Here is a 25,221-nt window from a genome sequence, read left to right as displayed (position 1 = left end):
ACAATAAATGTTCGACTACACTCTTTTAACCTTTCCGCCCATAACTACTTTTGGTTTATAGAAGGCTAGAACTATAGCATCTGCTCTATCAGGTGATTGCAATCCGCGTTTCTTCATTTCTTCTTTTCGCTCTAATGCAATCTTACCTCTACTTGTTATTCTGTATTTACGGCTAGAAAATTGAGAAATCATTTTTTCATCATTTGGAATCTCCATTGTAGGTTCTTCACCCTGTATAAATGCTTTCATATTCTCTTCAAGTAAATCTCTTACTACGGCCCAACCTTCTGCACCTGCATTATCATAATGCTCATCATCAAGCGGCTTCCCATTGTTCACAACCGGATATACTTTGAATGGTAATCGTTCAGATTTAATAACTTCTTTCAATCTGTCCGTAACACCACCACCAACACCACTATCATCGACTTTTATATCAACTCTTTTTAACTGCTTGTACTTTGCCATGTATTCCTTAGCTAATTTCAATACATGACCAGCAGTTTCCATAGTATCTTGTTTATAGTGGTTTAATAATTTAAAGACTTTATTTCCTATCCTTGGAGCAATTACAGTTTCATCATCACCAAATCGTGCAACGTCAACACCTAAGTCAAGTGTTTCACCAGTCGGCTCCACTTTACAAGATGCTGCTTGCTCTACAATTTCTAACGGGATAAATGCATCTGCTTCTGCTTTAGGAAATTCACCAAGTACACGTACACGCCAAACATCTGAACCCTCACCATATTTCTTTTTCAATACTTCTATATTGTCTTTACTGGTTCGAGGGCTATCTAAGCTAGAGACTTTATGTATTTTATATAAATCTCTGTCACGATTATGAGAATCATAAAATACACCGCTTGTTCTTGTTGGGTTTCCGCATAAAAACAATTTATTTTCTGCGCCAGATAAAGTACCGAGTATGGCTTCCATAATAGGATCTGCTATACCAGAAGCTTCATCACATACAAATAACATATAATCTTCGTGGAAACCCTGCATATTCTCCGGCTTCGTTGCTGTTCTAGCAGTAGCAAACCAACGTTCTTCACTACCAATCATGTATACTCGTGTTTTAGTCCATTTAAGAAGATTTTTAACTGCACTTCCTTCTAACCATTTGGCTATTTCGGCCCAAAGTACAGTAAATAACTGTTCCTTTGTAGGGGCTGTACATATAACTTTTGGATTCGGCCTACAGCAGAGGAACCAGATAACAACGACTGACTCAAGACCTGTTTTACCAACACCTTGGCCAGAACGCACTGAAACCTTTGGACTTTGTGCCAAATCCATAAGAACTTTTCTCTGCCATTCATCTGGATAAAAACCTAGCATATCCTCAGCAAACGCTACAGGATCATCCCAATAAATATCGATAATCTCCATAAATTCGCTAAAAGCTGTATTACTCATTTTGTTCAGCTTCCTTTTGCTTACGTCTGCGCTCTGCTATCTTCATAAGAGACTCTTTCCAGTCTTCTGTATTCTGATTAGTATCACCATCAACTTTAATAGCAGCGATTTCTTTCTTGAGTTTCTCAATTCGTAGTTTTTGTTCTTCTGTATTAGCTAACCTATCGTATTTTTCCATAAGATTTACTAATGTTGACATTGCTTTCGATTGAGCATTTAAGAAACTAGCTTGCTTATCCCAGGCGAATTGAATTTCCCATTCTTCCTCAAATCCACTTTCAGTGAGCTTTTTCTTTCGCAGTTCCTTTGTCATGTCCTCTTTATCTCTAACAAACATAATACGTTGAGCATGGATGATTTGAGTGTACTGCAGCATAATACTGTCCCAAATGATTGTTAAGGAATCGTTGTTAACTGCTTCTTTTAATTCTTCTTTTAAATCATATATTTCTTGCGGTAAGTACTTTCTATATAAACCATGAGTAGCAGCATTACCATTACGTAGTGGCGCAGCGCCACCGGAATTACCAACAGCATTTTTATTACCCTTTTTAGCTCCACCACGATTGTTTACAGCATTCTTATTACCCTTGGGTGCTCCTGGTTTCTTTTTGGAGTACTCCGTATCTTTCTTCGGAGTACTCCTTTCATTTTTATGGAGTACTCCATTTAATTTGTCTATCCATCCATCTTTGGATTTCCATCCACCAACCGTTTTTTCGCTTACAGTTTTTTCGGATGTAGACAACAATTCAGCAATTTTACGATTCGTAATATCACCGTTATGTTCTTTAAATATTTCATACGCTTTGTTACGGTCTGGACTTCGTTGTCTGGCCATAATTACATAACACCTGCCCCCTTATCCAATTGTTTGTACTTCTTTCTCTAAACACTCAATGCATATATGAGCATTATCCGTATTTGCTTCACGGAGATATGTTTTATCAAAATGAGTAATAGTTAATGGCATTTTTAATGTCCACATGCACGGCTCATTACAAACAGAGCATGTAGGAACGTTTATAGCTTCTTCTTCCATTTACACCACCTCACGATAATTTCTTTGTATTTTATTGTTAATCTATTAATTTAAATGTAGTATTATAAGTAACTCATAATAAAAGGAGCTGATACATATGTGGAAAAAAATCAATAATTACAAATATCATTTAAAAGATTTAAAATTTATGATTTGGCTATTCCCCATCATTGGGGTAATATATGCTTGTGAATTCTTCTATGGGCTAATGTTCCATCAAGAATTTCATTGGACTAAATTAATATTTATAGCAATTATGCTTATAGGATTTTTAGATATAAAAAAGAAAATTAGAAACAATGATTATAGAACAGATTGAATTAACAAGCGATCTTGAATTCATTTTCGAATCTTACTTATATAAATCATTGTCAGGAGAATCTGCAGGTTTGCAGGTTCTTTTTTTTAAAATAAAAAAGCAGCGGATTCGCTACTTTAAATTTTTCGTATTTTTCTCTTCTTCATTTATGTATCTATATAAAGTTGCCCTTGAAACGTTGAACATCTTACAGATATCAACTTTAGGCAACCCTTGTTCAACCATTTTTAGCATCCCCTCTATCTGTTCCGGAGTATGAGCACGTTTGCGCCCACCTTGTTTCCCTCTTTCTTTTGCAGCAGCTACACCACTAACAACGCGTTCATTAATAACCTCGCGTTCCATTTCAGCCATTGCACCAAATATATGAAATAAAAACCTTCCCATTGTTGTAGATGTATCAATACCATCTTTAATAGAAACAAAGTGAATTTCCTTATCATTAAATTCTTGCAATAAATTAACTAACTGATGCATGGTTCTTCCTAAACGATCTAACTTGTAAACAACCAATGTATCACCTTTGCGAAGTTTGCCAAGTAATAATTGAAGCTCTTTTCTGTCCTTTTTTGCTCCACTTTCTTTTTCTGTAACTATTTCTTCACAACCATAACGGTTTAATTCATCCAATTGCATATCTAAATTTTGTTTTTTAGTAGAAACCCTAGCATATCCGAATATCATGCACCATCATCCCTTGTTATTTGATATAAAAAGTGTATCAAATTCCTGTATCAAAATCAATTATTAATTGAGACATAGTTTTGAGACATTTGTTATACCATTTTTATAGGTTTTAATGCCCATATATTCAGTGTCTCATAATGTTTTGTTTTTGAGACACTAGTTTTCGGACAAACGCAGTTGCAATCTACTTAAAATACCATTAATTAGTTCAGTTTCTTTTTCATTGGATTGAGTTAGCAATTTATCGATAACTTTCTGATCAGAATAAGCTAACAAAAATGAAGATATATAAGCTAATGCATTTACATATTCTGTAGCATCTTTACTATCATTATTTGCATGAGCAGTATATTGTACATTTGACAATACCATCACCCCTTACAATATTTGGGTTGTGTTGAGTTTGTTTCGTTTAATTGGGAGCATTCAAACCATACTCTAAATCTCTCATTATCTAAAATCCACGTATTGCCGACCTTTTTGGATTCAATAGCACCTGCTGCACATAGATTCTTTATATGACCAGGAGAAAGGCCGCTAATAAGATGAGCATCATTAACACCAATAACATTATCTAGCGCTGCATATGGTTTCAAATTAACATCTTCCCATTTAACACCATACATCCCTATACCCATTTCATTCATTTTTGTTTTATCTGTCATTCTCTCTAAATGATCCAATACAATATCATTAATTAATTCCCATGTAACTGCATCAGATAAAACTCGTGTCTTTAACTCTGCTGTTAAATCATTTAATAATTCTAATTCCATATGTATCACCTCATAATAAATGCAACACGTTTGCGCTTATTTTTCCTTAACAACAAACAAGACGCCACCCAGATCACGGCAGCGCCTGCTCTAATTACTATACACATGTTTGTTCTAAAAATAAAACATCCCTAATGGACACATCATAAGATTAGTAACCGTATTTTCTGTTCGTTAATTATTATGTTTATAGGCCTAGATTGTGCACATCTATATTCAGTGAGCGCATACCCTATTACATGAATACTACTTTAGGAGTGATTATATTATGAATCCTTTACCGATGAGGATTGTTGTAGCTCCAGCTTCTGCTTGGCAACATTTACCTCAATATCCTTCATATGGTCAATATGGTATGCAACCTGGGCATATCCCCTTTACTCCTACAATTGCGCCTTCTCCTGTAATATACCAATATCATTATAATTTCCCATCATTGTATTTCCAAGAGTTTCACGGTACATTTAACATCTAATATCTGTACCATTGATGTCAATTCATGTTATACCTAAAACAGTATTTAAATACGTTTAATGTGTAATTTCTATATAACAAAGAAAAAAGCAACCGGTATGGATGCTCTGATATCAATTATTTATTTGTATTTTAATTACGGTAAATGAAGTTTTACCCTTCTTCCAATCACCTAATATTGCTGCACCAATCTTTTTATGCATTATTAAGTAACTGAAAGAAGAGCAAAAGCTCTCCTTAATAACGGTATCATTCAATCGTTACCATCTGCTGGTTTCGGATTTTATGCGCCATCATTACGAACCGTTTAGAATTTTAAAAACAACATAGTGAGTTGTGTTTTCCGCCACTTCCCACAATACAAATATAACACGTTAATTCCAAAATAACCGACACATTTCCTGCCAAAAAGCGGTCACGACTCTGCCAACATTTTCATAGCTCAAATTTTTCCACTGCATCCGTTAATTCCACTGGTACTCCGAATATACTTTTTTTCATTTCTGTCATTTTCTTTTTAATAATCCAATGTGGATAATTCAATTCTTCTAGAATATTTCTAAAATAATTTGGATTTAGCTTTAACATATCAGGATTTCTTCCAGTATTCCTTTTGTATTTAATTATTACTTCTAATAGTTCTTCATTTAACATGAATCACAATTACCTCCCCCTTGCATTTTATATTTATGTATATACACCATTCGATACCTTGATACTGCCACTTACCCATATCTTATATTGTGTGTAACTAATCCAAACGCTACAGCCCTTGATATTAATAGCTTCATAGCACGTTCTCTTTTGAGTTACACAACACAATAAAAATGAGTAACCGTATAGAATAGGGTAGCATCACACATCCATCAACTTAAGGAGAATAAACGCTACCAAAACAAAAAAAGCCCCAAATTTTTCTAAAAAATAAGTTGAGGCTTTTGAAACAGAAAAGTATATTTTTAACTATGAAAACTACGATAAATTTTTCCTTTTTCCTACTTATTAAATTCAGCAAGTAAAATTTTTTTAAAAGGATTAGGACTGTCAGTTCTACCCAAACTATTCCAATTGACGACCAGCGTATGCTTGCCTCCAAGTTTACCTCCAACAAGAGTAGTAAACCCTAGAATGCCACCTGTGTGTCCCCATATCGAGACACCGCTTGGAAGCTTAGTTTCATAGATTCCAAGACCATATCCATCGATTCCTTCTTTTCCTGTAGGAACTGTAGTAAGCATTTGTTTTAGTTGCTGTTCTTTCAGTAATTTGCCACCGAGCAAGTAAGAGAAGAATTTGTTTAAGTCGTCAGCAGTAGAAATCATATCTCCAGCAGAGCTAGCTGCACTTGGGTTATAATAAGTAACATCTTTTAGCTCACTTGCTCCGTCTAGTTGGAAATATCCACGGGCATGGTTAGTGCCTGGAATAACACTTGAGTTGCCTGGTAGGAATGTATTCGACAATTCAAGTGGTTCAATAATTCGATTTTCAACCTCTTCCGCATAGCTGTTTCCAGTTACTTTTTCAATAAGGATACCCAGTAATACGTATCCTGTGTTTGAATAAGACCAGCCCTTTCCTGGAGCAAAGTCTGGGGGAAGAGAGATCCCAATCTTCACTAACTCGTCAGCCGTATACGATTTTTTTGTATCCGTAAAATCAACGTCTTTTGACCTTGAGTATTCAGCGATACCACTTGTATGGTTCAATATCTCCCGGATAGTAATCTTGTTACCATCATATCCATTTCCTTGAATGACACCAGGCAACCAGTCTTCGATGTAGTCGTCTAGCTTCAGGCGATTCTCTCCAACTAATTGAAGTACAACTGTTGCGGTGAACGTCTTCGTCACACTCCCAATGCGAAAGCGAAAATCTGTTTTCATTGGTTTCTTGGTTCTCAGATCCGCTATTCCAGCGGCATACCCCCACGTTTTTCCACCCTCAGAAGTTTTAGCAAGTATCCCCGGGTATCCAAGTTGCAATGTATCTCGCATTGCTTGCTTGACGGAAGTACGATCTCGTTGCATATTTGTTTGTAACGAACTAGATACATTTTGAGTGGGCTCTGCTTTTACAATTGAGGTTGATGTTGTATATAACAGGGAACTTCCAGCTATTAAAAGGGCCAGACTTGCACATGTAATTTGACCACGTATTTTCATAAGGCATTCCTCTCCTCTATTCATATTGTATAAGTGTTTGCTTACTGTTCCTTACTTCCTGACAAGACTTAGGGAAAGGTCCTCACGCATATAGATTAAAGCCCCAGTACAAAGGTATCTATCAATACCAACAATTTGAGCCAGTTAAGTCTCCATCCCTTCTATAACAAAATTATTCAAAGGTATGAAAGCATATTATGTACCCTTAGTTATTGTTAGGATTAACACAACATGAGACATAGCCCCAACCCATATTTTACTTTATTTTTCCATGATATGTATTGAGAAAGAATGTAAATTCAAATCCTTTCCGTACCCCAACTATTGATCGTTTTTTTCACCTATTATAATTAATTATTTTGAATTGCATAATAAAAAACTGTAAAAAAATAACGAGTCCCTTAACGTACAGGAAGCGGTTGAAAAATATGTCTAAACGCACAATTTTCTTTTTTGATATGGTGACCCCATCGCAATCAAGCTAAGGTTTTGAAGTACCCACTAAATGAAATTTCTCTTTCTCTATATTTAGTTATTTTGAGAAGTCAACTCATTTTTTGTTTTTGAGGTGTTTACTTTTCTTAAGTTGATGGATGTGGGGGAGCGCCACATGGTCATCAACTTAAAGTTTTAACATACCAGAAATTAGGAAGATTTTATTCTGTTAGCTTGATAGTGATAGGGTACAGCCAACATTTCGGAAGCTTTGTATGTTAGACGAATTTTAACCTAAAAAAGTCGAATTCTTGTACGTGAAGCGCAGTGATATTTCATTCAGATAATCCGTATTATCTGAAATTAATAAAGTCTGTTACACTCTCTTCTTTAGGAACGTTTCCATAATATCCTTCTTGAACCATTCATAATCAAACTGAAAAGCTACATTATGCGTTTTATAGCCTGGATTAGTAACAAAACGAAAGTCTGCAATGCTTTGACCAAATCCTTCCCCTTGATCAGGAATCACTTTAATGGGTACCCTTGAAAGACTAACAGCCTCTTGATTCAGCAAATACCACACCGTTACAAAATCATGCATAGGACTTCCACTTATACCAGGATTAGACTTGGAGTAGAAATTATAATAATAATCTAACATAGGTTTGATGATGAGTCCTGCAAGATCCTGTGTACTCCGATGAAATGCATCAATTTGCTGGACCATTTCGGGTGTAACAATCGCGTGTTGAGTCACATTTAAAGGAATAATCGTCAAGTTCTTTGCATGCTGCAGAATTAAGTTTGCTGCATAAGGGTCTGCGTAAAAATTAGCTTCAGCCACAGCAGTTACGTTACCTGGATAGAAAAAAGCTCCCCCCATGCAAATGCATTCTCTTACATTTCGCATTGTTTCTAAATTTAATACAAAAGTCGTAGCTAGCGAAGAAAGTCTTCCTAAATTGATAATTGTAAGATCTTCTAAATTTGATTCTATAATTTGATAAATATCATTTAAAGGATAAACTGGATATGAAATTTCAGGTGGAATAATAGGTCCTAATCCAACTTTTCCATGTACCTCAGGGAAATACTGAATCACTATACCTGTCAACGGTACAGAAGCACCAAGGAATACAGGTATTTCTTCTCTTCCCGCAATGTACTTTAAATAGTTAATATTTCTTATTACATCTTCTCTTGATACATTTCCATAATCGGCCACAATTCCTACAAGTTGAATGTCTTTACGAAAAAAGGTGTACAGTATAGCAAACGCATCATCAATCCCTAAATCTGTAAACAGGAGAACCTTTTTTTGCATATCTCTTCCTCCAAAATTTATAGAATTCTACTTTCACCAATGATGCAGTGATTAGAATACGCTTGTATATATATTTTTTATGTATTCTTAAAGAGTGGATTCTATTCACTTGAAATAGCTTTTCTCATCTAAATTTGATTTTATGTTCAAGCGTAAGTTTCTGTTCTTAAGTCGATAAGCATATGTTGCTATCCTCGAACAAAAAAGCAATGATTAGATTTTAAACCTAGTCATTGCTTTATCCATTGCATCTTGGTTTACTCCTATATATCTTAACGTTACTCGTTCACTTGAATGATTGAATATCTCCATCAGCAAAGCTATGTTCTTTGTCTGCATGTACATATGATATCCAAATGTCTTACGTAATGTATGTGTCCCAATCTCTTCTAAACCAAACTTTGCTGCTGTGGTACTAAGTATTTTATATGCCATGCTTCTTCCGATTGGTCGATTCTTTCCTTGTCTGCTCTTAATTAAATACTCATAGTCTTCCATATCTTCAATGTACCACTTTAACTCTCTTCTTAATGCTGCAGTAATCTGAATACGTTTCTGCTTACCTGTCTTCATTTCACGCATTGATATATGGCTGCCATTTAAATCTCCAACCTTCAGTTTTAAAATATCACTAATACGTAGACCTGTATTAATTCCCATTACAAACAAAATATAATTGCGTTCATTCTTTTCTTTTAGATATTCTTTAATTTGTTGTATTTGCTCTGGATCACGTATCGGTTGAACAAAATTCATTATTTATTACCTACCGTTTCTTCTGTCTCGTAAACTTCTAATCCAAGTGCAAAAGCAAGTTTATAAAACGCTTTGGACTTCCAACGTCGATAAGTACGCTCTGACATCCCTATTTCGTTATAAACCATGTAATCACATACGTCCTCTTCTTCTAAATAACGTTTATAAATAATATCTCTCTGAATGCTTCCTGCACGTCCATTTCCTAATCGATTTAGAAATTGATCAATACGTAATGACATTCTTTCAAGCCATTCTTCTCGTTTGCTTTGTTGAATATTTGCTATAGCAACATCTTCTAACGGTTTACCAACTGCATGTGTAGGGCCGTGCTCACGCATTTCATAAGAAGGAGTGACCTTCATTTCTTTACGCATCATCCCGAATTGTCTATGTATACGTACACTTTCCAACACACCTTCTAATTCCTCTTGTGTCGCTGTTCTATCGATTTTTGGTAAGAAAGATAATTGTTTAGTCATGAAAGACCACTCCTTTTTATTTTTAGATTACTTTTGTCTTATTGCTCCACATCTTCGTTCATAACAAGGTCTATGCATCCCCATTAAATCTTCAATTTCACGAGTGCTTAATTTCTCTTTTCGTTTTTTCTTGGTTTTCTTCTTTGCTTTTTTTGATTGCTTTTTCCATTCACGTAACTGATCCTTTAACCCTTTCATTTCCTCATCTCTCTTTTCAAAATAAAAAGGACACCTATTCCTAAAACAGCTTTAACTGCTGCTTTAATGGATTGGTGTCCTCTAGTTTTCTAGCCGGACTATATTTTGTTTGCTCTACTTTAAAAGGATTATTTTGTTTAAATTTATACAAAATCTAATAAACACATAAGAATTATACTTTTTTACTAGTTTACAAGCCGTATCTTTCAAAGGAAGCACAACATAGAATACAATACAGGACAAGACTTTCAAAAAACTTGTCTGAGTTAATTCCCAAAAAGGGGTGAACATAAATGCCTATTGTTAAACCTTTTATAGCTGGAAGAAGATTTGTAAGTACAGCAGCAACAGGAACTGTAGCTGGAGCGGATTTAACTTTTGCTAACACAGACTTCACTGATGACACTGGTGCTGTAACAACATTCCCTGCTTCTTACGCTTATTTTACGCTTTATATTAATGGCATTATTCAAACTGGTGATACTATTACTGGTGTGACTACTACAGCTGCTACTATTGTAGGAGGAGCCGTCCTAGATGGAGGTACTCCTATTGCAATTGAATTTACTATAACGTAACTTTAGTTGTCTTTTTAGAGGTTTCTTTAGTAGAAACCTCTAATTTTAAAAACTGACATTAACTTTAGTATCAACTACATAATACAGTGCATATACTAGTATAGAATGATAGGTATTTATACTCACTCTCGAAAAGAGCACTTATATAGTGCTCTTTTTTAGCTTCCTCTTTTCTACAAAATGAAATTTTTATTACCTTTTCAACACATACATAATATTACAAAAATATCCACATACTATAAATAAGTTGGTAATAGCTATTCCATAATGAATCTCAGATTTTCTTGAATTCTTCCTAAGACAAAACAGTTAGCTACGCTAGCTGTTTTGTTGTATTAAATCTCAACATAAGTACATACTATTTATGAAACGCTTGATTGATTGTCATTTGAGATGCACTTCAAATTCAGTATTCCCGCTCCTTAGGAGAACAGTCTATGTATCTGTTCTCCTATTTTACATTTAATTTTCACCTTGAAATAAGAAAATCCTACGTTCTATTGAGCCAATCTCTTGTAATTATTGATGCTCGTCTTTCAAGAGCATTTACAAATAATGCTCTTTTTTGCTATAAAATAAATTCTTTATCTTCCTTTACATATTTTTCAACTAAAATACACACGATACTTCTAAGCCATTCGAACTAGTGGCTTCACTCTTCTTGTAAAAGGATGGGAAGGCGTTTCATCACAATTGGCTAACTCATTCAACCCACAAGCAGGCAAAGTTTCTTTGCCTGCTATTTTTGTATAACTTTCTTAATTTGAATCATACTATGCAGGAACCTGTTTACCAATACGAGTCAATTTGGTGTTTTGAAATTTCCTCCTTCTAGGACAAGCAAAATTGCTTGTCCTATTTTCGATTAAAGTACTATTTATATCCCTCTCCTCCCTAGTCTTTAAATTTTATTTTTTTAGTATCAAAAATAAGAATTTGTACATTATAAAAATGTTCCACACAATGATGTGGTTACATAAGGAGGAGTTAAAAATGGACAAACGTACTGAGAAAAAAGTTGAAGCCGTAGCACGTAAAGCTGCTGATTTAGAAGTTTCACAAGAATTAACTAGCCTTAAAAACCAAATTCAACAGTTACAACAATCTTTATCTCAAACAACTCAAAGTCAACAACAAGGTCAACAACAAGGTCAACAACAAGGATTACAACAAGCTAATCAACTAATGCAACAACTTCAACAATTTAGTCATCAATCTCAACAACAAATGCAACAAGCGGATCAACAATTACAGCAAACTATCCAACAAGCTATTCAAACATTAAATCAAGGTTTACAGTACCTACAATCTAATCAAACATTAAGTCAAATTAATCAAGCTATTGCACAGGCCCAAACACAGGTTGATCAAGTGAGCCAGCAAATGGGTGGTCAACAAGGTCAACAAATGGGTAACCAACTAGGCCAACAAATGAGCGGTCAACAAGGTCAGCAAATGAGCGGTCAACAAGGTCAGCAACAATTTCACTAAGAGTATTAGCAGTAGTCTTAGCCGTAATAAATTTTCTGCAACTTATATAACAGTAAGCAAACTCCAATTTCTTTTTGTTAGTTATTATTAAAATTAAGTAAATAACAATATTTTTTGAATGAGCACTTTTTATAGTGCTCTTTTTAAAGTGGATAATTTCAGTATCAAATAGTGTTTTTGTTCAAATACTTCACGTCCATAAAAAAATTACATTTGGTATCATGTACTCTTTTACACTAAGAGCTTTGATCCGAAGAGCACTTATATAGTGCTCTTTTTGGTATGGAATGTGAAATAAAGGCTTGCTCTTAAAACCTTTTATGTAATTATTGTAGGGTTTTTCCTTACACCCGTGTGTCTGTTTACTCATAAGTTGTTAAAGTATAAATATAAATTGTTAGTTAATTTATAAGGGAGGTGTAAAAATGAGTAAATTTAAAAAGAATTGTCACATACCCTTTCCATGTGCCTTTCCTTTACCTCAAATCGGGTCTACTGGATTAACTGGTGCTACTGGACCTTCGGGACCTACTGGAGCTACCGGACCTTCAGGTGGACCTCGGGGACCTACCGGGCCTACTGGAATTCAAGGTAGCCTGGGACCTACTGGACCTCAAGGTATTTCTGGACCTCAAGGGATTCCTGGGATTTCTGGATCTATTGGTCCAACTGGACCTTCTGGAATTCAAGGTATCCAAGGTATCCAAGGCATTCCTGGCATTCAAGGTCCTATTGGACCCACTGGAATAACAGGGGTCACTGGAATTCAAGGGATTCCTGGCATTCAAGGGATTCCTGGCATTCAAGGGATTCAAGGGATTCCTGGTCCGACCGGCCCTCAAGGGATTCCTGGCATTCCTGGTTCTGTAGGTCCAACTGGACCTTCTGGAGCTGTTGGACCTACCGGCCCTTCCGGGGGACCGCCAGGACCAACGGGCCCGACTGGACCTTCTGGGGGACCACCAGGACCAACCGGAGTGACTGGCCCCACTGGACCTTCTGGGTCACCAGGACCAACCGGACTTCAAGGCATCCAAGGTATCCAAGGCATTCCTGGCCCCACTGGACCTCAAGGAAGTCAAGGGATTCAGGGGATTCAAGGTAATCCGGGGCCTATTGGTCCTATTGGACCCACTGGAATAACTGGGGCGACTGGAATTCAGGGTATCCAAGGTATTCAAGGTAATCCGGGACTTATTGGACCTATCGGCCCGACTGGCCCAACTGGGCTTCAAGGTATCCAAGGTATCCAAGGCATTCCTGGGCCTACTGGATTACCAGGAACCGCTGGAGCTACCGGACCTACTGGGCCTACCGCTCTTACAGTATCTGGGTTATCTCATTATGCTTATGTTTTCAATACAGCAGCTCAAGTTGTTGCCTTAGAAGCACCTATTCTTTTTAATTCACATGGTAGAATGACATCTGGGTTTACTCATACACTGGGAACTTCTCAATTAATGGTTCTTAATGCAGGAGATTATAAAATTTCTTTTTCTGTATCAGGAGTTGAGCCTAATCAATTTACGCTCTTTTTAAATGGTGCTCCAGTTACCAACGCAGTTTATGGATCAGGTGCAGGAACTCAGCAAAACAATGGGCAAACAATTCTCTCTTTAGCCGCAGGTGATATTATTACCCTTAATAATCATACTTCCGCTGCTGCAGTTACTTTACAGACTTTGGCAGGTGGAACACAAACAAATATAAATGCTTCGATTGTAATTGAAAAATTAAATTAATTTAATCATTTATTTCTTGAAACTCTGCCAGTAAATAACCTGGGGTGGATTCTTTTTTCAACAAGCAGTTAGCTTTTGCTAGCTGCACTTTTAATTAAAATAACTATTTTGTATTAAATCACGAACTTTCACTGGATCTGGTAGTGCTTTTTGTTCGTTTTTTCAAATAGAGATTTTGTTTTACTTTTGCTAGCTACCCTTCTCTTGTATAAATGCGCCTTTTTTACACACCCTATTAAAATCCAAATATTCCTCTTTTAGGACGGTACTAATATGAACAAGACATTCAAATACATTTTAATCTTCTTTTGTGCGGTGTTTTATATTGTAATTATTGGCTGGATTGTCTATCTAAACTTTGTTTAAGAGCATTTTATTCCTCCAAGTAAGAAATCTAAGATCAAAATTAGTAGCGCACTACAAGTCGCTCTTTAGCTTTAAAATAAGGATTTTGTTTAAATTTCATTAACCTTATTGATTCCTTTGCATACAGTATTATCACAAGGAATTCCACAGGCGGCTCTGGTCCAGTTACCTTGAATTTCTTGCACACCTTGTGGAAAGAATCCGTTTATAACAAACGGGTTCTATTATTTTTTCGTCATAAAATAACTATTTTGTTTGGTTTTAGAACCCTATTAAATTGGTACTGTACTTTTTTAAACCCCTCTTTAATATCGCTAGGTAAGTACAGTACCAATTGCCTATTATTAATAAGATAACTCTGGTCTTTCTTCTGGTACGATGGAATCACTGTCATCTATTTCATCAAGAATTATTTGCGTACGATCTTGATTCATTTTCATTAATAGCAGTTCAAATGAGTTTAAATTTCTTAAAGATTTTAAATCAGGAACATTATCAAATTGCATGTCCCATCCTTCACCTTTTCCTGATTTCCATTTAGATAATCGAATGGCAAAGTTCATTTTCTCATCATGATCACATTCAAATACTAATGTTGCATATTTAAAGGAACTCCAATCCCTATCATCATCCTCAACTACTTCAAATCTAACATCCACATATTCATACGTTGGTTCATCATCGTAATCAACTTCTAATCCATCTGTTTCTACATTTTGTTCAACATGTTCTTTCCATTTATCAAATAAGTCTGTTACCTTAATTTCTTTTTCTGCTGCCGGTATCATTAATTCTTGGAAATTACTTAATAACTTTTTGTTTTCTAATGCTGAATTCTTTAGAACAGCGACCATTACGCTGTCTAATTTAGTTATATAATTCGAGTAATCATAGTTTTCTAGATATGGAACCATAACCGACTTCACTTTTTCTTCAATCACTTTTGTTAAATCGCCATATGATCCAAATAAACTTCCTAATGCATTGTTAATGCCTTTTTCTAACTGTTCCTCAATTAACTTCTCAACCATTCCCTCTGCTAACTTCTTGCCAATCACGTCTTTAATGCTGTTTTCTAAATTCATTATTATCGCTCCCTTATTTTTGTTTTGTATTCAAATAACGCTTTTGTTCAATTTCCAGCCCATCTCTACAAATCATGCAGGACTTACACTCCTAAATGTCGAATATTGACAGATTTAGGAGGTGTATTTTTAATGAAATTTCAAAAAGAATATGAAATATTGCGCTCTATAAATCCTGATAAAATACTAGAAATTTCGTTTGACTTTAAAAAGCATAGAATTAAAATATTCTTTTCTAACAAAGAAGAAAATCAATTTTTGGTTCTTGTGTGCGAAAATAGTAAAATCTCTTTTGTTAAAAATTACCCAGTCATTTTCAAAAATGGTGTTGCTAATATTGGTATGCACTGGGGTAGTTACTATACATACGCTATTGGATTAAGCAACACAACAAACCCAGGATTTACCGAGTTTCAGAAAAAACTTAAAGAGTCAATTCAAAGTGTAGTCAACTCAAATGATGATTTTAAAATCTCTTTTCTTGATAGTCGTGAAGGCATACAAAAAATCCGAGATGCCAACAGTAATTCTGTGCTACCGAATGAAGCAATTTATTATCATTGCATCAGGAGAACACCTATTACTGATAAACAATTTAAGAAAGTAACAGATTCGCTTGGTAAAGACATAGCTATACATTTAAAAAACTCAAATGTAACAGCTGTCTTCACAGCGGATATCACTAAGCAAAAAACATTCGTTCTTCCTTAGACCAGTGATAAATAGCTTCACTACTCCAATCCGTTCCAAAGAAACACATTTGGAGTGGATTGGATTTATCTATTCAATTAACGCTTTTTGTTTAGTTTTCCTCTGCAAAACTCCATGCACCATCAATATAATTGTTTGACCACTCTCGCCATTGTTCTTCAAGAAATTGTTCTACATCCTTATCTACTTTCGGATCATATAACGTGAATGTTTCATCATGTGTTGCACCTACGTAACCGATGCCCAATGTAAAACACACCTTTGTATTTGGATCCATTTCTTATTCCTCATTTCTCTAAAAAATTCAAATTTGATTAAAGTAACTGTGTTTTTCGTTCTTCCATACGAATTACTTTTCCACTTTGATATACAAATGATTGTTCACCAAATCCACCTTGGGGTGGTTCTATTAGTTGGACCTGACCATTTTTAACAACATATATTCCGTTTATTTTCAAATCTATTTCAGCTGTCATTTCTTCAAGTTTTTCTTTAATAATTCCCACTGAGACCACTCCCGTATGTTATGATTATTTTGTCGAAGCAAGTCGGGAGTAATCTCGACTTTTTTATTTTGTTATAGATATTCCACAACATTATCGGGAATAAATGATTGTTCTAATGATAAATAAAGTCGTATTGAAATCGGTTCTTTATTATCTCTCGCAGACTTGCAAAGCTCCACCGCTTCTTCCCAATCGAACTGCTTATCTTCCACTCGCTTAAATCTCCAAATTCCGATTGTATATTCCTCAAATAATTCATACTGATCATTTGGCTCTGTTGTTGGTTTTAATTCATCAGTAGCTCTTACTTGATTTGGTACTTGAACAACTACATCCGTAAAACGAACTTTAGAATTTAATCGATGAATGTGTGCTTTCTCAGTATCAAATGCTACTACAGGCTCAACATCAAATATTGTTAACTGCTTTGGCATTACAATCCTCCTAAGCCTCTTTTTTATATTTAGATAACACTTGTTCTAAACGTTTACGTTCACCCTCTAAATCCATTTCATCGTGCTTTACAGGCTGGGATTGCACTTCTGTATCTTGTGTATGTAACCAATCAGGGACGATTTCTTTTCTAGTATTACTTCTCCCACCACGAGACTGGTATTTCTTACGGAATTGAGTTTGTGCAGCTTCAACATCAGTAATACTCTTATACCCCTTAGCATGCCAATCTCTTAAAATACCTTGTACATAAGACATATTAGGTGCATTCTTTTCTAAAGCTATTTTCATTGCTTTGATAACAAGCTGTGCATTCAAATCTTCAATCCACGCATTAATACCCTCAGCTACAAATGGTTTAAGAACTCCAAAGTTTTGCTCATAAAATGCTATTGGATTTTCTTCTGCAACTTTTTTATCTCTTGAGCAGCTTGCTGCTTCTTCTTTTGTTTTTGTTTCTTCTTTTTCTTTTGTTTCTGTTTTTGTTTCTTCTTTTTCCTTCTTAGGGTCTTCGAAGCCCCTTATAAGCCACTCAAAACGAGCTTGGAAGTAATCCTTAATACGAGGAATTTTAAAATCTTGCTGCTGTTCTAAATCTAAACATGTCTCATAAAAATCAATTAAAAAATCTTCACACTTAATATTCTGGATTTCTTTTAACACGCACTTTTCAATATTCATATTTGTAATAGCATTAAATTTAAGCCAATTAAGCAACATAATTTCTTTCGTCTTTTTGTTGTAATAAATTTTCCCATAATCAGCAAATCGCTCTAGCAGCTTCTCAACCGTTTCACGGTTATACCCTGTATCCATTTCTATCACTCGTAATGGAAGCTCATAGATACCACTCTGAGAAGTTTTGCTATTAGTCATTAAGTATAAGTAGAAGTATTTCTCCTCCGGTGTAAGATCTAAAACGAAAGCATCTTGCCAATATGAAACTTGAACAGGTCTATAAACTGCCATATTATTCATCCTCCATTGTTTTACTTGGTTTGCTTTGATATACTTAATCCAATTCAAATTTTAGAAAGACTCTCTATTAGAGTCTAAAATCTATCACTCTGCCAAGTGATAGATTTTTTATTTTCTTCGACTAACTACTGGTGCATTGATCCCCTGCCCTTGAAGGCTTTTAACAACTACACGATAACTCTTTGATACATCGTGATCCTCTTTTTCATTACGAAGGCTCTTGAATTCTTTTGCGCATCTATTTAATTCTTTCTCCCAATGATTTGCTTCATCTAATGAACCAGCATTGAACATGTTATGAATACATGTCACCATGCAGTTATGTAATTCATTTGCAAAAGCAAAATCACCTGGTAGAACTAAGTCGAATAGACGATTACATTCTACTTTCATAATTTGCTCCCCATTTTTAATAATTTGATACTGTACGCATCGTTATGACCAGAAAGTAATGTATAAAAGATTGAGGGTAACAAATCCTCCTGGTCATAACGACAAGCACAACAGCTTGTCGCACCAAATTGTTATATGCTATAATTTATATATTGTCATGATTGGCTATCGCGGGCTATGCGGTAGTCTTTTCTTTTTTATTTTTGTTTTTCAAAACGAACGCTGCTTCTATAATTCGAATTCTTATCTCCATCAACTTCTTCTCTTGCTTTAAGCTTTTTGCTTTTCTATAGTCTCCACAAACTGATGCAATTCGAATATCACCATATAAATTTGCTTCCTTACGAATTAGTGCTTTGTATTGATTTAAAGTTGGACTTGCATAATCAATTGTCATAACTTAAACCTCCCCAATAAAATAATTAAATTAAGCTTTTATATACTTCCTAGCTCGTAATGATACTTTCCAGTACTTAAAGATTTCTTTCATTGAAAAACCATATTGATCACATAGGATCGCTACGAGGCTCATCATCGAACCTGTAGCATCCAAGATTTCATGCATTACTTTTTTCAAATCCTCTTTCTCACTTTCGGACCAAGCTTGTGAAGGTTTAAACCAACATACTGTATCGAGTTGTTCCAAAGCTTCATTTGTCTCTTGATAAACCATGTATCTCATACTTGTAGGATGAAGATCTATTTGCTCTCCGTTGAAGAACGGAATACTTACATCCCCTGTTGCTTCACTCCACATTTTAAAAAACAACTGTGGATCATCAATTCCTTCAGTAATACACTTTCGTAAATCTTCTGGTAAACGTCGTTGTTCAGTTTCATATTTTGCTAGTGACTCACGACTCACGGGGATTTCTAAGGAGAGTTGTTCTTGGGTGATTCCCTTTCGTTTGCGTGCCATAGCAACTTCTTTTCCTATGGACATCGTTTACTTCCCCCATTCGTACCTAAAGCAATATTTATTTGTGACAACTTACTATGGTAATTTATTATTAGACGGATTCTTTAAATGGATTGTAATACTCTGTATTGTTTTCTACCCATTCAGTGTGATTTTCCATCCACTTAAAAAGAAGATGTGTAGGAATAAGAACTCCTGCTTCGCGACATACTGGAAAATCAGAACGGTTTAATAACTCAGATGCTTTAGTGCGTTTAATATGTAATAATGCCATTAATTCCGTAATAGTTAAAAATGGTGGTAATTCTTTCATTGGTTGAAGATGTTCAGTTGCTTTTTGTACTTCTTCTCTGATTATTTTGCGAAATGATTCGATGTCGAAGTTAATCATAAATATCACCTCTTCAAATAATTTTTTGTTCCTTTAAGGAACGTTGACTTCCAAAAAAAATTGTCCAATCAAAATTCAGACTCCCCCCTATTTTTTTAGCGATTTCAACCGAAGGTGTTTTTGTTCCATTTTCAATGTGGGTATAATAACTTCTAGATATTTTGCATTTATTCGCAATATTTTCATGGGTATAGCCTTTTACACATCTAAATTCTTTTAACCATTCTCTCAATATTATGACCTCCTTGTTTCTTAAAATTACATCTTAACAAGATTATATGTTACTTTTAGGAACAAATCAACAAAAATGTTCCTAATAGGAGCATTTATTGAAGTTACTATTAGTAACACAGAAATTCGTTTATAATTAAAAGTAAGATTTAAATATAATGGTGGTGACTAATTTGAATACCTTTGGTAGAAAACTGAAGTGTTTACGAGAAGAAAAAAAGAAGGAAAACTCTGAATGGACGCAAACATATGTAGCTAATCAACTAGATGTTGCTCGTACTACATACACTGCATATGAAAATGACACTAAACAACCACCTATGGAGACTGTCTTAAAGATAGCTAACCTCTTTTCTGTTTCTACTGATTTTTTATTGGGTAGAATATCTGATTGTAAGCAAACTAAATCATCTGACATAGATATCATTATAAATGACCCAGAACTAGGTCTCTGGTTCAAAAATATTAAAGATGCTTCTCCTGAGAAACGCGAGGAATTAAAACGCTTTTGGGAATTTATAATGCAAAATGAAAAGAATAGCATGAGAGAAGATAATTAAGAACAAAACATCTGCTAACAACAAATGTTCATTCAAATATGTGTATGTATCTTATTATTAAGTTCAAAAATTCTATCTATCCTGCTCCCCTTGCATGTCTACTCTAATATTATTAAAAAAGAAACCACTTGCTTTAATAAAAACAAGTGGTTTTAAATAAAATTCATATTATTTAATCCTAACCGCTCCAACTATAATTAAGTCGGTTGCTAAATCAAAGTATTTTAAGCGTTCTTTATACCCTTTACACCTAATTTATATAAACTAAGTAAACTGCTATTAATAATCCTATTAAAGCATAGAAATAGATAAGGGTTGATGAAAACATAATTTGTATTCTTGTAGGAACTTCCATTCTAAATCTATCAGTATCCATACTAAGTAAAAATAGGTCTGTTTCTACCCTTTCTTTAATAACCCATTCATATAATTTTCGATATAATCTTTCTTGGCGCAAAAAGTATGCATCTAAAAACCAAAACACTATTAATGGTATAAAAGATATGAAAAATTGAATCTTCTCTCCTTTAAACAACAATGAACCTACAACTAAGGTTATTGTCCACCCCTTAATAATAAAAGAATTCGAAGACATTCTTTTTATTATATCTTGTATTATTTTCACTTCTTCTATCATAATTTTTTCAAGATAGTCCTGATTTTTCATTGCTTAAACATCCTTTACACATCTAAAATATAAATTTATCTCCAGGGATATAGATCGTTTAATGTTTCTGATTTTTCTTTTATAAACTGCTCTACCCATTTAACCGCCTCTTCTAATTTCCCTTTTACATTTTCGTCTTTATATTTAAATAATTGGATACTCCTTTGGTCTATATGATAATCGCCCTGCATCCAGGTGTCCCCCATCCCTTCCTTTTGAAGCCAAATTGTAGGGAACCTATTTATTGCACATATCTTCGCCTCATCGATTTGACCTGCTGGATACGATTTTTCAATTATAACAAACCTTGAGATGCTCGCATATGCCAACATTTTCTCTTCATTAGTTATGGTTTCAATTTCATCCTGCTTTTTTATTAGAATTGGAGTATATCCCATTTTTTCAACACACTCACAAATATCCTCTAGTTCCTTCATATACTCCTGTGGACTATCCTTTCCCAATACTAATACCATTTTTTCCTTACATGCCTTTACCCACTGCATAGAATTTTGAGAGGAATCCGAAGTTTCGTTGTTTATTGTATAAACTTTTTCAACTAATCTTCTTAACTCTTCGAATTCTATAGGTGATTGCAAATCTAGGTCAGGAAAAGTCTCTATTAGTCTTTTTCTATAAAACTTCTCAGATTGTAAAAGTTGGAAAAGTTCACTCATTAAATCTTTTTGTTGAATAGTTTCAACAAGATTTTCACAATTTTGTTTCTTAGGCAAATACTTTGAAAAAATATCATTCTTATCTATCTCTAGTTGTCTGCATAAACTATATAACTCTGGGTCAGAATATGACTGCTTTAAATAATCAACTAAATCATCTTCCTTTATACTTGTTAACCTAAAATGAGAATCCAAATAACTTACCTTCCTCTCCATTATTATTCAATTTTAATTTTATATACTCAGAGTTCTCCTTAATATCTTCTGGAAGAAGTAAAGTTGTAATTATATATTGAAAATCTATATCAACTATCTCTCTCTCTAATTCTAATATATAACTCATAATTCTCTTATAAACTTCTGGATCAACATCTCTAACATTAGGCGAATCATGTATTAAAAATTTAGGATGCATAACCTCACTAGATTCCGCAAGTTTTAATAGCGCTAAGTCAAAAGCAACTACTTTCATTATTTTGGTTGCATCTCCAGTGTCTTCTTCACCTACACCGTCATTGTTAATTATCTTTACCTGTATATTTTTTGCCCTTGGACTTAAATCTAATATCCCTTTTTTAGTATCATTATAAAGAAATTGCACAATTTCATCATAATATGTACTCAGAGATTGTAATCTTACTTGCATTCCTTCTTGATAGCTTTTTAAGTCCTTTCTTAAAATCTCAAGTGTATCTTTTTCATCACTCCATTCTTTTTGATATCTATTTACATCATTCAATGAATTCATTTGAATATTTATACTCATTAAGTCTTTTTGCAATTCTTCTTTTTTACCCTCTAGATTTGTAATATTTTCAATAACTGTATCAATTTCTTTAGCCATACGCCCATTTATTTCATTCACTAACTTTTGGACATCTGATTTTTCTTTCACTAATTGTTTTATCTGATCTTCATAAAATGATATAGATTCTTGTAGTTCTTTTTTTTCATTTTCCAATACTTGCTTAATGGTTTCTATAGCCATATTGGAAGCCCCTACCTCATGCAATACGCATTTCTCATTATCATCATATTTTAAAGGCTTTAAACATGTAGGGCATTTTTTATGAGGATATCTTTTAAACCATTCCATAGATCTTATTGTAAAATCTATTGATTCAGATTCATTTTCAATTTCATTACAGGTAGTGGTATAATTTAGAGTCCTTAATTTATAAGCACTTATCTTTTCTTGAATTTCATTTATAATTTTTATATTCTTTTGTTTCTCCTTTTTCAATTCATCTTGTCTTTCATAGATTTTTACTAATTCGTACCTCTCATCTTCTAAATTTTGTTCTATATTTCCTATCTGAAACTCTAACTGACTTAACTCTTCTTTTAATTCAAACTCATATTTGATTGTTTTGTGTCTGATGTACCCCTCGATTATTTGATATTGTTTTTTTAGATCTTTTTCTCTCTCTTCGGCCTGCTCTATCTCATGATTTAGATGTTTTTCTTCTTCAGATAATAATCCCGTCAAAAATTCTAATCTTTGTCTTCGTATATTAGCAGACTCATTTATTCCAAGCGGTTTATCAATTGCTTCAAATCCACTTCCTTGCACACGAATTAACTGGGATAAAATTTGCCTAATACTTAATATCTTTTTATCTTTATAATAATTTTTATTAGAAAACAGAAGAGATTCAAGCCTTGATTTATAATCTCCATTATCCATTTTTTCCCCTGTATAACTAGGATTCGATAAAAGTTTATCTATTACCCATCCATCATAAACTTCACAGACGGTTCCTTTTATTAAATTCCTCTTGATTGTAGTCTTCGTATCATTTACACTAAATTCCATTAGCAAATAAGTATTCTTTAATTGTTTTTTCGCACTTTCACTCTTCAAAAAAGAGTTTGATCCTAAACCATAATCAATTAACTTTATAAATGTAGATTTCCCTACACTATTAACTGCACCTTTCCCCCCTACATCTTGTGCAAAGATGATATTCAACCCTTTTGTTAACTGAACGTCGAATTTATTAATTTTCGGTTCTGTAGTTACCCTATTGATAAAAAGAGTATTTTTCATTATCTATCACCTACAATTTTTTCTATTCTAGTGTTAATTATATCAATGGTATTTTCATTTATAATTCTTTCTATGTATCTTACTTTTTTTTGGATATTACTAACATTCTTGTCATTCAGAACTACCATTCCAGCATCCACATTTTCTGTTAATCTAATCACTTGTTCATCAATTTTAATCATATCCCTTGATATTATCTCTTTTAATCCTCTAATAAACCTCGTGCTATATTTTCCAATTAAAAAAGAAGTTAAAAAAACATTATCCAGATTATTCATCTCTGTATCAGAATAAAGATTCAAGTATCCATTTTTATCATTTTCACTTAAGAAATATTTTGTTATGTTGGGAAATCGGCAAAGATATAAAGTCATTGCTAATTCCTCAACAGTACATTCACCTAATTCATGAATAATAATAACTAAATACATGCCATTTAAAATACTATTTTCTTCAATGTTATAAGCTTCTTCAATATCTATATTCATATATTCTCCTATTCGTTAAAAATTTTACATTGAAATGTTGTATCAAAAATTATCCCATTTAGATAGTCTATTGCGTCGTCATCTTGAAAATTAGCAGGTAAAAATTCAAACAACTCATCAATCATAATTTCTAGTCTTTTATCTGCATTATATAAATTTGGAGGATATCTCGATAAAATTCTCTTATTATAATAGTTTCTCATTTTTTTAATTAGCTCTTCATACTTGTCAAAACCTAACTTTTTGGCTTTTCGTTTTAGTACAGTGTTTTCATTTTTACTATCTATTGCATGTATACAATTACTCGGAGAAAACTCAGCCACATCTCTCAATTTCCTCTTAAATTCAATAATTTTATTACCATCATCTACATTATCATTTGCTCCTGAAAACTCCTCTTCCTCATACTCTTCTTCAGCCTCATTTAATTTTACTAGTAATTCTTGATATAATTCACCTAATTTTATAGCTAATTGTGTATCTAGCTTACTAAATGTTGTTCTATTGCTATTTGACTGTTCATCAACAATAACAGCAGCACAGCTTAGGTCCTTCGCTATATTAATTAAATTCTCTTCCTTATCAAATTGCATAGCTCTTTCTACTAAGGCATCTGCTTTCTGGGGATTATTGTAATTCTCACCAAACACCTCTAATGGATTTATACCACTTCGTCTTGCAAGGGCCTTCCATTGTTCCGCATTTAATGCTAGTGTTAATAATTCTTCTATTATTTCTTGACTACGTATTATCCTGTGATCCAAGTACAACACTCCATTCGTAGAAAAAACTACAAATTTATTTAAATCTATTCTTTTTTAACTCAACATGATTATTTTTTCATAGTAACCA

Annotated in this window: 34 protein-coding genes; 7 read left to right on the top strand and 27 right to left on the bottom strand. The window is 33.9% G+C overall.

Translation table 11 applies throughout. The features are described from left to right. Positions 1 to 15: 15 nt before the first annotated feature. From MKY21_RS10690 to MKY21_RS10680, 3 genes are read right to left on the bottom strand one after another with little or no spacing between them, the layout of a single operon-like run. A complete protein-coding gene (locus MKY21_RS10690; RefSeq protein ID WP_015670499.1) occupies positions 16 to 1,422 on the bottom strand; it encodes a DEAD/DEAH box helicase family protein in 1,407 nt (468 codons plus the stop codon). Beyond that, positions 1,415 to 2,263 (bottom strand): phage terminase small subunit, encoded by an 849-nt coding sequence (gene terS / locus MKY21_RS10685; protein WP_086392345.1) that lies wholly within the window; start codon positions 2,261 to 2,263, stop codon positions 1,415 to 1,417. The genes MKY21_RS10690 and terS overlap by 8 nt, the downstream gene beginning before the upstream one ends. A gap of 21 nt (positions 2,264 to 2,284) precedes the next feature. Beyond that, the gene (locus tag MKY21_RS10680; protein ID WP_086392344.1) at positions 2,285 to 2,464 is read right to left on the bottom strand and encodes a hypothetical protein; all 180 of its coding nucleotides are present in this window, start codon (positions 2,462 to 2,464) and stop codon (positions 2,285 to 2,287) included. Positions 2,465 to 2,561: 97 nt separating this feature from the next. Here MKY21_RS10680 and MKY21_RS10675 point away from each other — a divergent pair, with 97 nt between their 5' ends. Then, positions 2,562 to 2,783 (top strand): hypothetical protein, encoded by a 222-nt coding sequence (locus tag MKY21_RS10675; protein ID WP_100616967.1) that lies wholly within the window; start codon positions 2,562 to 2,564, stop codon positions 2,781 to 2,783. A 111-nt stretch (positions 2,784 to 2,894) separates the two neighbouring features. On the opposite strand, the gene MKY21_RS10670 is transcribed toward MKY21_RS10675, so the two are convergent. From MKY21_RS10670 to MKY21_RS10660, 3 genes are all read right to left on the bottom strand, one after another. Beyond that, positions 2,895 to 3,467, bottom strand: coding sequence for a recombinase family protein (locus MKY21_RS10670; protein ID WP_000576166.1), 573 nt, complete (start codon positions 3,465 to 3,467; stop codon positions 2,895 to 2,897). A gap of 159 nt (positions 3,468 to 3,626) precedes the next feature. Then, positions 3,627 to 3,842: a hypothetical protein gene (locus MKY21_RS10665; protein WP_000244509.1), complete on the bottom strand. Its 216-nt coding sequence runs from the start codon at positions 3,840 to 3,842 to the stop codon at positions 3,627 to 3,629. Then, a complete protein-coding gene (locus MKY21_RS10660; protein ID WP_000418198.1) occupies positions 3,842 to 4,246 on the bottom strand; it encodes a hypothetical protein in 405 nt (134 codons plus the stop codon). The genes MKY21_RS10665 and MKY21_RS10660 overlap by 1 nt, the downstream gene beginning before the upstream one ends. A 268-nt stretch (positions 4,247 to 4,514) precedes the next feature. On the opposite strand from MKY21_RS10660, the gene MKY21_RS10655 reads away from it, so the two are divergent. Continuing rightward, positions 4,515 to 4,721, top strand: coding sequence for a hypothetical protein (locus MKY21_RS10655; RefSeq protein ID WP_001068927.1), 207 nt, complete (start codon positions 4,515 to 4,517; stop codon positions 4,719 to 4,721). Between the two features lie 434 nt (positions 4,722 to 5,155). On the opposite strand, the gene MKY21_RS10650 is transcribed toward MKY21_RS10655, so the two are convergent. The 6 genes from MKY21_RS10650 to MKY21_RS10625 all read right to left on the bottom strand — a co-directional run bounded on the left by MKY21_RS10650 (position 5,156) and on the right by MKY21_RS10625 (position 10,083). Next, complete coding sequence (locus MKY21_RS10650) at positions 5,156 to 5,374, bottom strand: hypothetical protein (RefSeq protein ID WP_000930969.1); 219 nt, start codon at positions 5,372 to 5,374, stop codon at positions 5,156 to 5,158. Positions 5,375 to 5,715: 341 nt separating this feature from the next. Next, complete coding sequence (locus MKY21_RS10645; RefSeq protein ID WP_100616968.1) at positions 5,716 to 6,885, bottom strand: serine hydrolase; 1,170 nt, start codon at positions 6,883 to 6,885, stop codon at positions 5,716 to 5,718. 811 nt (positions 6,886 to 7,696) lie between these two features. Next, positions 7,697 to 8,647 carry a nucleoside hydrolase gene (locus MKY21_RS10640; RefSeq protein ID WP_016117709.1) on the bottom strand — a complete coding sequence of 317 codons (951 nt, stop codon included), beginning with the start codon at positions 8,645 to 8,647 and terminating at the stop codon, positions 7,697 to 7,699. Positions 8,648 to 8,860: 213 nt separating this feature from the next. Continuing rightward, the gene (locus tag MKY21_RS10635) at positions 8,861 to 9,403 is read right to left on the bottom strand and encodes a site-specific integrase (RefSeq protein WP_001012135.1); all 543 of its coding nucleotides are present in this window, start codon (positions 9,401 to 9,403) and stop codon (positions 8,861 to 8,863) included. Next, positions 9,403 to 9,885: an ArpU family phage packaging/lysis transcriptional regulator gene (locus MKY21_RS10630; RefSeq protein ID WP_070183773.1), complete on the bottom strand. Its 483-nt coding sequence runs from the start codon at positions 9,883 to 9,885 to the stop codon at positions 9,403 to 9,405. The genes MKY21_RS10635 and MKY21_RS10630 overlap by 1 nt, the downstream gene beginning before the upstream one ends. A 27-nt stretch (positions 9,886 to 9,912) precedes the next feature. Next, positions 9,913 to 10,083 (bottom strand): hypothetical protein, encoded by a 171-nt coding sequence (locus MKY21_RS10625; RefSeq protein ID WP_098659967.1) that lies wholly within the window; start codon positions 10,081 to 10,083, stop codon positions 9,913 to 9,915. A 293-nt stretch (positions 10,084 to 10,376) separates the two neighbouring features. On the opposite strand from MKY21_RS10625, the gene MKY21_RS10620 reads away from it, so the two are divergent. From MKY21_RS10620 to MKY21_RS10610, 3 genes are all read left to right on the top strand, one after another. Further along, complete coding sequence (locus tag MKY21_RS10620; protein WP_341076185.1) at positions 10,377 to 10,661, top strand: DUF4183 domain-containing protein; 285 nt, start codon at positions 10,377 to 10,379, stop codon at positions 10,659 to 10,661. Positions 10,662 to 11,654: 993 nt separating this feature from the next. After that, complete coding sequence (locus tag MKY21_RS10615) at positions 11,655 to 12,152, top strand: hypothetical protein (RefSeq protein WP_341076183.1); 498 nt, start codon at positions 11,655 to 11,657, stop codon at positions 12,150 to 12,152. A gap of 425 nt (positions 12,153 to 12,577) precedes the next feature. After that, positions 12,578 to 13,894, top strand: a complete 1,317-nt coding sequence (locus tag MKY21_RS10610; protein WP_341076180.1) for a BclA C-terminal domain-containing protein — start codon at positions 12,578 to 12,580, stop codon at positions 13,892 to 13,894. 710 nt (positions 13,895 to 14,604) lie between these two features. Here MKY21_RS10610 and MKY21_RS10605 read toward each other — a convergent pair. Then, complete coding sequence (locus MKY21_RS10605) at positions 14,605 to 15,345, bottom strand: hypothetical protein (RefSeq protein ID WP_098145723.1); 741 nt, start codon at positions 15,343 to 15,345, stop codon at positions 14,605 to 14,607. A 132-nt stretch (positions 15,346 to 15,477) separates the two neighbouring features. Between MKY21_RS10605 and MKY21_RS10600 the strand changes: the two genes are divergently transcribed. Then, positions 15,478 to 16,056, top strand: coding sequence for a hypothetical protein (locus MKY21_RS10600; RefSeq protein ID WP_341076171.1), 579 nt, complete (start codon positions 15,478 to 15,480; stop codon positions 16,054 to 16,056). 91 nt (positions 16,057 to 16,147) lie between these two features. Here MKY21_RS10600 and MKY21_RS10595 read toward each other — a convergent pair whose 3' ends face one another. The 9 genes from MKY21_RS10595 to MKY21_RS10555 form a co-directional block, all read right to left on the bottom strand. Further along, the gene (locus MKY21_RS10595) at positions 16,148 to 16,333 is read right to left on the bottom strand and encodes a DUF7167 family protein (RefSeq protein ID WP_098659964.1); all 186 of its coding nucleotides are present in this window, start codon (positions 16,331 to 16,333) and stop codon (positions 16,148 to 16,150) included. A 37-nt stretch (positions 16,334 to 16,370) separates the two neighbouring features. Continuing rightward, positions 16,371 to 16,562 (bottom strand): DUF3954 domain-containing protein, encoded by a 192-nt coding sequence (locus tag MKY21_RS10590; protein WP_050821784.1) that lies wholly within the window; start codon positions 16,560 to 16,562, stop codon positions 16,371 to 16,373. Positions 16,563 to 16,633: 71 nt separating this feature from the next. Continuing rightward, a complete protein-coding gene (locus MKY21_RS10585) occupies positions 16,634 to 16,996 on the bottom strand; it encodes a cell division protein SepF (RefSeq protein WP_098346552.1) in 363 nt (120 codons plus the stop codon). A gap of 10 nt (positions 16,997 to 17,006) precedes the next feature. Continuing rightward, positions 17,007 to 17,984 (bottom strand): DnaD domain-containing protein, encoded by a 978-nt coding sequence (locus MKY21_RS10580; RefSeq protein WP_341076162.1) that lies wholly within the window; start codon positions 17,982 to 17,984, stop codon positions 17,007 to 17,009. 117 nt (positions 17,985 to 18,101) lie between these two features. Beyond that, positions 18,102 to 18,386, bottom strand: a complete 285-nt coding sequence (locus MKY21_RS10575; protein ID WP_088119523.1) for a hypothetical protein — start codon at positions 18,384 to 18,386, stop codon at positions 18,102 to 18,104. Positions 18,387 to 18,561: 175 nt separating this feature from the next. Next, positions 18,562 to 18,783, bottom strand: coding sequence for an RNA polymerase subunit sigma (locus tag MKY21_RS10570; RefSeq protein ID WP_341076156.1), 222 nt, complete (start codon positions 18,781 to 18,783; stop codon positions 18,562 to 18,564). Positions 18,784 to 18,813: 30 nt separating this feature from the next. Further along, the gene (locus MKY21_RS10565) at positions 18,814 to 19,329 is read right to left on the bottom strand and encodes a helix-turn-helix domain-containing protein (RefSeq protein WP_098920109.1); all 516 of its coding nucleotides are present in this window, start codon (positions 19,327 to 19,329) and stop codon (positions 18,814 to 18,816) included. 67 nt (positions 19,330 to 19,396) lie between these two features. Further along, positions 19,397 to 19,696 (bottom strand): DNA-binding protein, encoded by a 300-nt coding sequence (locus MKY21_RS10560; protein WP_063263967.1) that lies wholly within the window; start codon positions 19,694 to 19,696, stop codon positions 19,397 to 19,399. A 13-nt stretch (positions 19,697 to 19,709) separates the two neighbouring features. Continuing rightward, positions 19,710 to 19,928, bottom strand: a complete 219-nt coding sequence (locus MKY21_RS10555; protein ID WP_063263966.1) for a helix-turn-helix transcriptional regulator — start codon at positions 19,926 to 19,928, stop codon at positions 19,710 to 19,712. 172 nt (positions 19,929 to 20,100) lie between these two features. Between MKY21_RS10555 and MKY21_RS10550 the strand changes: the two genes are divergently transcribed. Beyond that, positions 20,101 to 20,487, top strand: a complete 387-nt coding sequence (locus MKY21_RS10550; RefSeq protein WP_341076152.1) for a helix-turn-helix domain-containing protein — start codon at positions 20,101 to 20,103, stop codon at positions 20,485 to 20,487. 250 nt (positions 20,488 to 20,737) lie between these two features. On the opposite strand, the gene MKY21_RS10545 is transcribed toward MKY21_RS10550, so the two are convergent. Genes MKY21_RS10545 through MKY21_RS10525 form a run of 5 tightly spaced genes read right to left on the bottom strand, consistent with a single transcriptional unit; the run spans position 20,738 to position 25,133 of the window. Then, complete coding sequence (locus tag MKY21_RS10545) at positions 20,738 to 21,154, bottom strand: hypothetical protein (RefSeq protein ID WP_063263964.1); 417 nt, start codon at positions 21,152 to 21,154, stop codon at positions 20,738 to 20,740. A gap of 35 nt (positions 21,155 to 21,189) precedes the next feature. Beyond that, on the bottom strand, positions 21,190 to 22,026 hold the full coding sequence (locus MKY21_RS10540) for a hypothetical protein (RefSeq protein ID WP_063263963.1): 837 nt from the start codon (positions 22,024 to 22,026) through the stop codon (positions 21,190 to 21,192). After that, positions 22,010 to 23,881: a DUF2326 domain-containing protein gene (locus MKY21_RS10535; protein WP_063263962.1), complete on the bottom strand. Its 1,872-nt coding sequence runs from the start codon at positions 23,879 to 23,881 to the stop codon at positions 22,010 to 22,012. The genes MKY21_RS10540 and MKY21_RS10535 overlap by 17 nt, the downstream gene beginning before the upstream one ends. Continuing rightward, on the bottom strand, positions 23,881 to 24,369 hold the full coding sequence (locus tag MKY21_RS10530) for a hypothetical protein (protein WP_063263961.1): 489 nt from the start codon (positions 24,367 to 24,369) through the stop codon (positions 23,881 to 23,883). Before MKY21_RS10530 ends, MKY21_RS10535 begins: the two co-directional genes overlap by 1 nt. Positions 24,370 to 24,377: 8 nt before the next feature. After that, positions 24,378 to 25,133, bottom strand: a complete 756-nt coding sequence (locus MKY21_RS10525) for a hypothetical protein (RefSeq protein ID WP_063263960.1) — start codon at positions 25,131 to 25,133, stop codon at positions 24,378 to 24,380. Positions 25,134 to 25,221 lie beyond the last annotated feature (88 nt).

It is taken from the genome of Bacillus sp. FSL R9-9497, assembly GCF_038005805.1.
GTDB lineage: Bacteria > Bacillota > Bacilli > Bacillales > Bacillaceae_G > Bacillus_A > Bacillus_A cereus.
Note: the sequence above shows the minus strand (reverse complement) of the source record. Positions and strands in the feature narration are given on the sequence as shown.